This is a genomic window from Mycobacterium sp. TH-M103, from assembly GCF_057473785.1.
In genome coordinates, this window is sequence record NZ_JBYCLG010000218.1 from 23731 (window position 1) to 34310 (window position 10580).

General features: G+C 68.9%; 9 protein-coding genes and 2 pseudogenes. 6 read left to right on the plus strand and 5 right to left on the minus strand.

The window, feature by feature from the left end; genetic code table 11:
• Positions 1–57 precede the first annotated feature (57 nt).
• A complete protein-coding gene (locus AC2VOR_RS12665; RefSeq protein ID WP_369738803.1) occupies positions 58–540 on the plus strand; it encodes a DUF4126 domain-containing protein in 483 nt (160 codons plus the stop codon).
• Positions 537–1915 (plus strand): annotated as a pseudogene (locus tag AC2VOR_RS12670) (FAD-containing oxidoreductase). Before AC2VOR_RS12665 ends, AC2VOR_RS12670 begins: the two are co-directional and overlap by 4 nt.
• On the opposite strand, the gene AC2VOR_RS12675 reads toward AC2VOR_RS12670, so the two are convergent.
• Positions 1912–2793 (minus strand): RecB family exonuclease, encoded by an 882-nt coding sequence (locus AC2VOR_RS12675; protein ID WP_369738802.1) that lies wholly within the window; start codon positions 2791–2793, stop codon positions 1912–1914. The pseudogene AC2VOR_RS12670 and the gene AC2VOR_RS12675 sit on opposite strands and share 4 nt — an antisense overlap.
• Positions 2794–2866: 73 nt before the next feature.
• Here AC2VOR_RS12675 and trmI point away from each other — a divergent pair, with 73 nt between their 5' ends.
• Positions 2867–3718, plus strand: a complete 852-nt coding sequence (gene trmI, locus AC2VOR_RS12680) for a tRNA (adenine(58)-N(1))-methyltransferase TrmI (protein ID WP_369738801.1) — start codon at positions 2867–2869, stop codon at positions 3716–3718.
• On the opposite strand, the gene AC2VOR_RS12685 is transcribed toward trmI, so the two are convergent.
• Both AC2VOR_RS12685 and lppK read right to left on the minus strand, forming a co-directional pair.
• The gene (locus AC2VOR_RS12685) at positions 3715–4017 is read right to left on the minus strand and encodes a DUF503 domain-containing protein (protein WP_369738800.1); all 303 of its coding nucleotides are present in this window, start codon (positions 4015–4017) and stop codon (positions 3715–3717) included. The genes trmI and AC2VOR_RS12685 overlap by 4 nt on opposite strands.
• Positions 4018–4025: 8 nt before the next feature.
• Entirely contained in the window at positions 4026–4604 is a 579-nt protein-coding gene (lppK, locus tag AC2VOR_RS12690; protein WP_369738799.1) for a lipoprotein LppK, read from the minus strand.
• Between the two features lie 290 nt (positions 4605–4894).
• Between lppK and arc the strand changes: the two genes are divergently transcribed.
• Positions 4895–6682, plus strand: a complete 1788-nt coding sequence (gene arc / locus AC2VOR_RS12695) for a proteasome ATPase (RefSeq protein ID WP_369738798.1) — start codon at positions 4895–4897, stop codon at positions 6680–6682.
• Between the two features lie 56 nt (positions 6683–6738).
• Here arc and AC2VOR_RS12700 read toward each other — a convergent pair whose 3' ends face one another.
• Positions 6739–7383, minus strand: a complete 645-nt coding sequence (locus AC2VOR_RS12700) for a hypothetical protein (RefSeq protein WP_369738797.1) — start codon at positions 7381–7383, stop codon at positions 6739–6741.
• A gap of 9 nt (positions 7384–7392) precedes the next feature.
• Positions 7393–8580 carry a hypothetical protein gene (locus AC2VOR_RS12705; RefSeq protein ID WP_486963894.1) on the minus strand — a complete coding sequence of 396 codons (1188 nt, stop codon included), beginning with the start codon at positions 8578–8580 and terminating at the stop codon, positions 7393–7395.
• Positions 8581–8724: 144 nt separating this feature from the next.
• On the opposite strand from AC2VOR_RS12705, the pseudogene dop reads away from it, so the two are divergent.
• Positions 8725–10232: pseudogene (dop, locus tag AC2VOR_RS12710) on the plus strand (pup deamidase/depupylase).
• A gap of 156 nt (positions 10233–10388) precedes the next feature.
• On the plus strand, positions 10389–10580 hold a 192-nt coding region (locus tag AC2VOR_RS12715), incomplete at its 3' end, for a ubiquitin-like protein Pup (protein WP_369741608.1).

Consider the following 10580-nt stretch of genomic DNA (forward strand, 5'->3'; position numbering starts at 1 on the left):
GTTAGCGTCCGCGTAGCTGAGCCGCCACCCGCGTCGCCTTAGTCCCCGGGAGGGCCCGTGTTGCATGTGCTCGTTTTGCTGATGGCCTTGCTGATCGGCGTCGTCGCCGGCTTGCGTTCCCTGACGGCTCCCGCCGTCGTCGCCTGGGCCGCCATGCTCGGGTGGATCGACCTGCAGTCCACCTGGGCGTTCTGGATGGGCAACGGCATCACGGTCGCGATCGTCACCGTCCTGGCGATCGCCGAACTCGTTACCGACAAACTCCCGAAGACACCGCCGCGCACCGCGCCGCCGGCCTTCGCCGGGCGCATCACGATGGGCGCGTTCGCCGCCGCGGTGATCGGCGCCGCGTGGCACTACACCTTCTCCGCGCTCGGCTGCGGTGTGATCGGGGCCGTGATCGGGACCATGGGCGGCTACCAGACGCGCCGGCGGCTGGTGGAGTCCCGCGGCGGGCAGGACCTGCCGATCGCGCTGTTGGAGGACGCGGTCGCGGCGGTCGGTGGGTTCGCGATCCTGGCGCTGACGGCCAGCCTGTGACGGAGCGTTTCGACGCGATCATCGTCGGTGCCGGCCAGGCGGGGCCGCCGCTGGCCGGTCGGCTGACTGCCGCCGGGCAGCGCGTCGCCGTCGTCGAGCGCAAACTCGTCGGGGGCACCTGCGTCAACACCGGGTGCATCCCCACCAAGACGCTGGTGGCCAGCGCGCGGGCCGCGCAGGTGGCGCGTCGCGGGGCGGAGTACGGCGTCGTGACCGGACCGGTGCGCGTGGACATGGCGAAGGTCAAGGCGCGCAAGGACGAGATCATGCTCGCCGACCGCCACGGCGTCGAGAGCTGGCTGGCCGACATGGACGGCTGCACCGTCGTCCGCGGTCACGCCCGTTTCGTGGATCCGCACACCCTGCGGGTCGGCGACGACCTGCTGCGCGGCGAGCGGATCTTCCTCAACGTCGGCGGCCGTGCGGTGGTGCCCGACATTCCGGGACTGTCCGGCGTCGACTATCTCACCAACGTCTCGATCCTCGAATTAGACACGCTGCCAACCCATCTGGTCGTCGTGGGTGGCAGCTAGATCGCGCTGGAGTTCGCGCAGATGTACCGGCGCTTCGGGTCCCGGGTCACCGTGGTCGAGCGGGGCCCCAGGCTGGCGTCCCGCGAAGACCAAGACGTGTCGGCGGCCATCCTGGGCATCCTCGAGAACGAAGGAGTCGAGGTCCTCCTCGGCGCCGACGACGTGCGAATCACCAAGAGCGACAAAGGGTTCGACCTCACGCCGGGCCCCGGTGCCGCACCGGTCGCGGGCACCCACCTGCTGCTGGCGGCGGGGCGGCGGCCCAACACCGACGACCTGGGCCTGGAAGCGGCCGGCGTGCAGACCGTCGACCGCGGCTACGTATTGGTCGACGACGGGCTCAAGACCAGCGCCGATCACATCTGGGCGATGGGCGACTGCAACGGCAGGGGCGCGTTCACCCATACCTCCTGCAACGACTTCGAGATCGTGGCCGCCAACCTCCTCGACGGCGACCCGCGGCGCGTGAGCGACCGGATCACCACCTACGCGCTGTACATCGATCCACCGCTGGGCCGGCCGGCATGACTCTCGCGCAGGTCCGTGCGTCGAGCTGCAGGGCGCTGGTCGGCACGCGGCCGATGACGCGGGTGGGCAGGGCGGTGGAAAAGGGTGAGACGCAAGGCTTCATGAAGATCGTCGTCGACACCGACACCGAGCAAATCCTGGGGGCGGCCATCCTGGGGGTCGGCGGCGACGAGGCGATTCACGCCATCCTGGACGTCATGTCCGCCGGCGCGCCCTACACCACGCTGGCGCGCACCATGCACATCCACCCCACCGTCAGCGAGCTCGTCCCCACGATGTTGCAGGAGCTCTCGCCGCTCACCCGATCGGATTAGGCCGCCGGTGAGGTGCGCGGCGAAACATCAACGGCCGCAAAGCTTTCCGGCCATCCGGGGTAGGGTGGGGGAGTTCCGCCGAAGAGCGGGCAGTGCTGCTGGTGGGGGCACCAGTCGCACAGCCGTGACTGCTTGGGCCGGAAATCGCCGGTCTGACCGGCAGATTGGATGGCGCGCCACATCGCCATCAGCGTCTTTTCGAAGCGCAGCAGCTCCTCGTGATCCGGCGAATAGTCCAGCACCTGTCCGTCGGCGAGGTAGATCAGGCGCAGCCGGGCGGGCAGCACACCGCGGGAACGCAGCAGCGCCACGGCGTAGAACTTCATCTGGAACATCGCCTTGAACTCCGCCATCGCCCGCGCGGCCGGCGGCGCCTTGCCGGTCTTGTAGTCCACCACCCGCACCTCGCCGGTGGCGGCGACGTCGATGCGGTCGATGAAGCCGCGCAGCAGCGTGCCGTCGGCGAGCTCGACCTCCACCCGCTCCTCGCAGCACTGCGGGTCGAACCGGGTCGGGTCCTCGAGCCGGTAGTAGCCGGAGAGCAGGTCGCGGGCCTCCTCGATCAGCCGGATCCGCTGGTCGGTATCGAACTCGCCGGCCAGGTCGGGCTCCGCCGCGACCACGTGTTCCCACGCGGACTCCACCAGCGACCGTGCCGTGTCGGGCCCGCGCCGCCCCGCGGGCAGGCCGTAGAGCTGTTCCAGGGCGGCGTGCACCACCGAGCCCCGCAGCTGGGCCGCCGACGGGGCCTCGGGCAACCGGTCGATCGCCCGGAACCGGTACAGCAGCGGGCACTGCTTGAAGTCCGCCGCCCGCGACGGCGACAGCGCCGGTCTTGAAGCCGGCCGCGACGGGCGTGTCTCCGGCTCGACGGTCATGCCCGCAGCCTAGGACCGGGCGCCGACAACCCCGGGCACCGGCACCGGCGAGTCGGCTGGCACGCTGGACCGCGTGTTTGCCACCGGTCCGTTCACCAGCGGGGAGCGCGTCCAGCTCACCGACGCCAAGGGCCGGCACTACACGCTGTCGCTCACACCCGGTGCCGAGTTCCACACCCACCGCGGCTCGATCGCGCACGACGCGCTGATCGGCCTGGAACAGGGCAGCGTCGTCAAATCCAGCAACGGCGCCCTGTTCCTGGTGCTGCGCCCCCTGCTCGTCGACTACGTGATGTCGATGCCCCGCGGGCCGCAGGTGATCTACCCCAAGGACGCCGCCCAGATCGTGCACGAGGGCGACATCTTCCCGGGCGCCCGGGTGTTGGAGGCCGGAGCCGGGTCCGGCGCGCTGACCCTTTCGCTCCTGCGCGCCGTCGGGCCCGACGGGCGGGTGGTCTCCTACGAACAGCGCGCCGACCACGCCGAGCACGCGCGGCGCAACGTGGCCGCCTTTCACGGCGATGCGGGCCGGCCGCCCGCGAACTGGCAGTTGATCGTCGGCGACGTCGGCGAGTCGGACCTCCCCGATGGCTCCTTCGACCGCGCGGTCCTCGACATGCTCGCGCCCTGGGAGGTGCTGGACGCGGTGGCGCGGCTTGTGGTCGCCGGCGGGGTCCTGATCGTCTACGTCGCCACCGTGCCCCAGCTGTCGAAGGCGGTGGAGGCGCTGCGGGCGCAGCAATGCTGGACCGAGCCGCGCGCGTGGGAGACGCTGCAGCGCGGCTGGAACGTCGTGGGCCTGGCGGTGCGGCCGCAACACACGATGCGCGGGCACACCGCGTTCCTGATCTTCACGCGCCGGCTCGCTCCCGGCGCGGTGGCCCCGGCGCCGCTGGGCCGCAAGCGGCCGGGACGCGACGGCTAGCCGGACCAGTCGTCGCTGCGGTGCAGACCCCGTCGCACCGATAGCAGCTCGAACTCGGGATGCGCGGCAACCAGACGTTCGGCGGCATCCAGGACCTCGACCGCATGGCTGCGGTCGCCCGACACCATGGCCACCCCGATGCCGGCCCTGCGATGCAACTCGGGGGAGTTGGTTTCGGCCGCCGACACGCTGAGCTTGCGCTGCAGCTCGGCGACCACCGGGCGGACCACCGACCGCTTCTGTTTGAGCGATCGCACGTCGCCCAGCAGCACGTCGAATTCGAGCCAGCCGATCCACATCCCGCTGATCACCTCGGTGGGGCCGGGGCCGGAGCCTGCGCGGGGGGCGGGGCCGGTGGGGCCGAGGCCGTCGGCGCCGACGACTTGCCCAGGGCCAACAGCATCTCCGCGGTCCGCCGCGACAACTGCCAGCCGTCCTGGGAGGGCGTGAACTCCATGGGGAAGGTGAAGTTGCCGTTGTCCGCCTTGGCGGTGTTGACGGTGACCATGGCCTTGACGTTCGAGGGGTTCTTGTCCGACCACGCGATGTCGTTGGCTGCGAAGGTCATCGGCAGGTAGCCGTTGTCGCGCAGCGCGGTGGTGAACTTTTCCAGGGTCCCCGCATTCTCGGGCGTGGCGCCTTCGATGAGGTTCACCTTCTCGGCGGCGGGGACGTTGGGGTCGGCGAGCCGGCTCAGCACGTCGGTCAGCGCCGGGGGTGCGGGCAACGGGACCGCCGGGGGAGCGACCACCGCAGGCGGCGACGTCGGCGATGCCGGTGCGGCCCGCGACGACGGCGGCAACGACACCGTCGGCTTGGAGGGCGAACATGCCGAGAGCCCGAACGCGGCCACGGTGGCCAGCGCAACGCAGAGTTGCCGGCGCATCCAGTCGGTCAGCCCCGGCGCCGCGTGTCCGCGTCGGAGACCGCACCGCCGGATGCAACGGACGTCACACCGGCGGCTCCCGCGCCGGGAACGGCGAGGGCGGCTGGGCCCGTGGCGAGGGGGTTTGTGGTCACGCCTTCCCTTTCGATCCACCCGAATGCAAGGCGACGTTACCAGCGGCATCACAGTTTTAACTTTTGGCGGCATTCGGTTCCGCACATCAAGCGCCAATCGCCGGTAGCGTTGAAGTATCCGCTGCACCAATTCCTGGTGTGGGAAAGGAGCGCAACATGGGTGACTCAGAGCGTTCTGATGCTGCCGAGTTGGAACAACTACGGCGTGAGGCGGCGCTGCTTCGCGAGCAACTCGAGCAGGCGGTCGGTACGCAGGGCGGCGGCCGCACCGCACGAGACGTGCATCAACTCGAGGCCCGTATCGACTCTCTGGCGGCCCGCAACTCCAAGTTGATGGAAACCCTCAAAGAAGCCCGCCAGCAACTGCTGGCGTTGCGCGAGGAAGTCGACCGGCTCGGCCAGCCGCCCAGCGGCTACGGCGTGCTGTTGGGCGCACACGAAGACGACACGGTCGACGTCTTCACGTCCGGCCGCAAGATGCGCTTGACGTGCTCTCCCAACATCGACCCCACGTCGCTGCGGAAGGGCCAGACGGTCCGGCTCAACGAGGCCCTGACCGTCGTCGAGGCCGGCACGTTCGAATCGGTCGGTGAGATCTCGACTTTGCGCGAGGTGCTGGCCGACGGTAGCCGGGCCCTGGTCGTCGGCCACGCCGACGAGGAGCGCATCGTGTGGCTCGCCGAGCCGCTGGTCGCCGAGGACCTGCCCGACGGTGTTCCCGACGCTCTGAACGACGACACCAAGCCCCGCAAGCTGCGCCCGGGTGACTCGCTGCTGGTCGACACCAAGGCCGGCTATGCCTTCGAGCGCATCCCCAAGGCCGAGGTCGAAGACCTGGTCCTGGAGGAGGTGCCCGACGTCAGCTACTCCGACATCGGTGGGCTGACCCGCCAGATCGAGCAGATTCGCGACGCGGTCGAGTTGCCGTTCCTGCACAAGGAGCTGTACCGGGAGTACGCGCTGCGTCCGCCCAAGGGCGTGCTGCTCTACGGCCCGCCCGGCTGCGGTAAGACGCTGATCGCCAAGGCGGTGGCCAACTCGTTGGCCAAGAAGATGGCCGAGGTGCGCGGCGACGACGCCCGCGAGGCCAAGTCGTACTTCCTCAACATCAAGGGCCCGGAGCTGCTCAACAAGTTCGTCGGCGAGACCGAGCGGCACATCCGGCTGATTTTCCAGCGGGCCCGCGAGAAGGCGTCGGAGGGAACGCCGGTGATCGTGTTCTTCGACGAGATGGACTCGATCTTCCGCACCCGCGGCACCGGGGTCTCCTCGGACGTCGAAACGACCGTCGTCCCGCAGCTTTTGAGCGAGATCGACGGCGTGGAGGGGCTGGAGAACGTCATCGTGATCGGCGCCTCCAACCGCGAGGACATGATCGACCCGGCGATCCTGCGGCCCGGCCGCCTCGACGTGAAGATCAAGATCGAACGCCCCGATGCCGAAGCGGCACAGGACATCTTCTCGAAGTACCTGGTCGAGTCGCTGCCGGTGCACGCCGACGACCTGGCGGAGTTCGACGGTGACCGAGGCGCCTGCATCAAGGCGATGATCGAGAAGGTCGTCGACCGGATGTACGCCGAGATCGACGACAACCGGTTCCTGGAGGTCACCTACGCCAACGGTGACAAGGAAGTCATGTATTTCAAGGACTTCAACTCCGGGGCGATGATCCAGAACGTCGTCGACAGGGCGAAGAAGAACGCCATCAAGTCTGTGCTCGAAACCGGCCAACCGGGTCTGCGGATCCAGCATCTGCTCGACTCGATCGTCGACGAGTTCGCCGAGAACGAGGACCTGCCCAACACCACTAACCCCGATGACTGGGCGCGGATTTCGGGCAAGAAGGGTGAGCGGATCGTCTACATCCGCACCCTGGTCACCGGCAAGTCATCGAGCGCGTCGCGCGCCATCGACACCGAATCCAACCTCGGTCAGTACCTCTAAGGCCGCCACCGCGAAACAAAAGCCATGCGCCCACGCCGCGGCGTGGGCGCATGGCTTTATGTTTCGGCGAGCGAGTAGCTGTTGGTCAGGTCGTCCTGGGTGACCTTGGCCGGCCGGGTCGTGGTGTCGATGCGCAGGGTCTCGGTGAGCACCCGCGGTTGGTAGCTCCAGCCTTCGGGCAGATTGAGCCGTTCGGCCAGGCCGGGCAGGTCCGCCCGGGACAGGTTGGGATCGGCGACCTGGCTGTAGGTCTGCATGACCCAGCGCCGGCCTTCGGGGTCGATCAGCTCGTAGACCTCGGAGCCGGCGTTGAAGACGAAGACCGTGTTGCGGTCCACCTCGTTGAGGCTGTAGGGAGCCGGGTTCATCGACGACATCGCGACCGTGGCCTGGCGGATCATCTCGATCCCGCCGAAGGTCTCCGTCTCCTGCTGGCCCTGCGGCTGCTTTTCGATCGCATCCATCAGCCAGTAGCGCGGGCCGTTGAGCAATGCGGCGGCCGCGCCGTGCTCGGCGGCGATGGCCTGAGGGTCGAGCGCGGACCACAGCTCGGCGGGGCAGTCGTTGAGCGGGAAGCTGTTGTACACGGTGGCCCGGGGGCCGGACTCGCCGACCTTCACGAGAAGCACTTCGCCGTAACGCTTCCCGGCCAGATCGGTTGCCTGTTGATTCGCTACGTGGTCGGATTCGGGGGCTGACACACGGTGAAGTTAGTCACTGCCATAGGCCGCGTCAACAGCTGGCGCCGGCGCAGCGACGGCACCGCGGTAGCGGTTGCGCGCGATCAGGGTGACGTGCAGATCGTCGATCAAGGGGTCGAGGAAGGTGGACCGGTATTCGCCGTCGCCGACCGCACGGGCACCGATGTACATGAACGCCAGCGCGACGAGGAAGAGGCAGGTGTTGATCAGCGGCTGCGGCACCGGGACCGTCATCGTCAGCAGCGTGCCGTGCGTCGAGCCCTTGCTGTGGGTCCATTCGGCGAGCAGCGGTTCGCTGAGCAGGATCAGGCCGAGAACGAAGAAGATCGTGGCGATGACCGCGGCCACCACCAGGATCTGCACCAGCTGCGAGGTGGCGAGCACGAACACGACGTTCAGGCGCTCGGCCCTGGTCAGGCGGGGGCTGGCCGGCGGGTCCGCCATGTCGGCAAAGGGCGTGTCGGCCAGCCGTTCGCAGTCGTGGGGCGGGGCGGCAGTCGTCCGCAGCATCGGCCGGACCCGTTCCAGGCTCCCGGACACGACGAACGCCGCCGCGATGGCGACGAGAAACGCCAGCGCCAGCCAGAGCCGCTGCTGGCTGATCGTCGCCGCCATGAGCCAGACATAGGGGTTGAGGAACACCAGGACGGTCAGCAACACGACGGGCAGGGCCCGCACCGCCATGGAGCTCACCGCCGCGAGGTGCGACAACGTCATCCGCACCGCCCAGGCGAACACCGCCCCGACGCCGGAGGCGGTCAAGAGCAGCGCCAGAGCCACCAGGGCGGCGATCCGCAGCACGTGAATCGGGCCGGTTTCGATGGTTCCGGTGATGGTCGCGAAGGCCACCGCGATGGCCGCGACAACCGTGCGGCTGCGGCTGCCCGACAACCGGGACACCAGCCAGCCGACGACGGCGGCCAGCGGCAACATGGCCGCCAGGATGGCCAGCAGTCCCCATTCGACGGCCGTCGGGTTTCCGACGATGTCGACGTTGCGGTCTCCGGTGATCACCCAGATCGCGAGCTCGCAGCCCTCGGTCGTCGCGTAGGCCGCCAACACGGGCGCCGACCGGGGCCAGAGCCGGCGCACCCGCGCCCGCGGTGTCAGCACCAGCGGCAGGCCGCGGGCCAGGAACCAACTCTCGGCCGCGTCACCCGCCGACGCTCCGGCCGGCGGACGGCTGAGAGGGCCCATGACGGCTCACCCTACGGCCGGCGCGCTCCGCGCGCCGGCGATACCGCCGCGTCCAGGCGGCGACCGAGCGCGGGCAGCTCTTCGCCGCCGACTACTCACGCCCCGCTTCGCGGGCCGCTTCGTCGCCGGGCCTAGGCTTATGGCATGCAACGGATTATCGGGACGGAGGTCGAGTACGGTATCTCGTCGCCGTCGGACCCGACCGCCAACCCGATCCTCACCTCGACCCAGGCGGTGTTGGCCTACGCGGCGGCCGCCGGCATTCAGCGCGCCAAACGCACCCGCTGGGACTACGAGGTCGAGTCGCCGCTGCGCGACGCCCGCGGCTTCGATCTGAGTAGGTCGACGGGTCCGCCGCCGGTGGTCGACGCCGACGAGGTCGGCGCGGCCAACATGATCCTCACCAACGGGGCGCGGCTCTACGTTGACCACGCCCACCCGGAGTACTCGCGCCCGAGTGCACCGACCCCCTGGACGCCGTGATCTGGGACAAGGCGGGCGAGCGTGTGATGGAAGCCGCCGCCCGCCACGTCGCCAGCGTGCCGGGCGCCGCGAAACTGCAGCTTTACAAGAACAACGTCGACGGCAAAGGCGCCTCCTACGGGGCGCACGAGAACTACCTGATGAGCCGGCAGACGCCGTTCTCGGCGATCATCGCCGGCCTGACCCCGTTTCTGGTATCGCGCCAGGTGGTGACCGGCTCCGGTCGGGTGGGCATCGGCCCATCCGGTGACGAGCCGGGCTTCCAGCTTTCGCAGCGTTCCGATTACATCGAGGTCGAGGTCGGGCTGGAGACCACGCTCAAGCGCGGGATCATCAACACCCGCGACGAGCCGCACGCCGACGCCGACAGGTACCGCCGGTTGCACGTGATCATCGGAGACGCCAACCTCGCCGAGACCTCGACCTACCTCAAGCTGGGCACCACCGCGCTCGTGCTCGACTTGATCGAAGAGGGCCCCGCCCACGGAATAGACCTCAGCGACCTGACCCTGGCCCGGCCGGTGCACGCGGTCCACGCCATCAGCCGCGATCCCGGCCTGCGCGCCACCGTCGCGCTGTCCGACGGCCGTGAAATGACCGGCCTTGCGCTACAACGGGTTTACCTGGACCGGGTGGCAAAACTGGTCGACAGCCGCGACCCCGACCCACGCGCGTCCGACGTAGTGGAGACGTGGGCGCACGTGCTCGACCAGCTCGAACGCGACCCCATGGACTGCGCCGAGCTGCTCGACTGGCCGGCCAAACTGCGACTGCTGGAGGGTTTTCGGCAGCGGGAGAACCTGAGCTGGTCGGCGCCGCGGCTGCACCTGGTGGATCTGCAATATTCCGACGTCCGGCTGGACAAGGGCCTCTACAACCGGTTGGTGGCGCGCGGATCCATGAAACGACTGGTCAGCGAACAACAGGTACTCGACGCCGTGGACAGTCCGCCTACGGACACCCGTGCCTACTTTCGCGGCGAATGCCTACGCAGATTCGGTGCCGACATCGCGGCGGCAAGCTGGGACTCGGTCATATTCGACCTGGGCGGCGATTCGCTGGTCCGTATCCCCACCCTGGAACCGCTGCGGGGCAGCAAAGCGCACGTCGGGGCGCTGCTGGATTCGGTGGACAGCGCGGCCGAACTGGTCCAGCAGCTGACCAGCTGATATCGGGGGACCCGATTGTTTGCGGGCGTGCGAAGCGCGACGGCCAACGCGGGCCGACAATACTGGTGTGGAGCCGGGAAGCGTCGGAGTGGAACGGTAGGGTAGGGAAATACCAGCAGGCGCGTGACGCGGCTGTTTATCATGCAGGAGGCGGCGATGGCGCAGGAGCAGACCAAGCGTGGCGGTGGCGGCGGCGATGACGACGACTTCACCGACACCGCGGCCGCGGGCCAGGAGCGCCGCGAGAAATTAGCCGAAGACACCGACGATCTGCTCGACGAGATTGACGACGTCCTCGAGGAGAACGCGGAGGACTTCGTCCGCGCGTACGTGCAGAAGGGTGGACAG

Bases quoted from the DNA above. Each gene is read 5' to 3' on its own strand.
- AC2VOR_RS12675 (WP_369738802.1), bottom strand. From the start codon at position 2,793: ATGACCGTCGAGCCGGAGACACGCCCGTCGCGGCCGGCTTCAAGACCG.
- AC2VOR_RS12685 (WP_369738800.1), bottom strand. From the start codon at position 4,017: ATGTGGATCGGCTGGCTCGAATTCGACGTGCTGCTGGGCGACGTGCGA.
- lppK (WP_369738799.1), bottom strand. From the start codon at position 4,604: ATGCGCCGGCAACTCTGCGTTGCGCTGGCCACCGTGGCCGCGTTCGGG.
- arc (WP_369738798.1), top strand. From the start codon at position 4,895: ATGGGTGACTCAGAGCGTTCTGATGCTGCCGAGTTGGAACAACTACGG.
- AC2VOR_RS12705 (WP_486963894.1), bottom strand. From the start codon at position 8,580: ATGGGCCCTCTCAGCCGTCCGCCGGCCGGAGCGTCGGCGGGTGACGCG.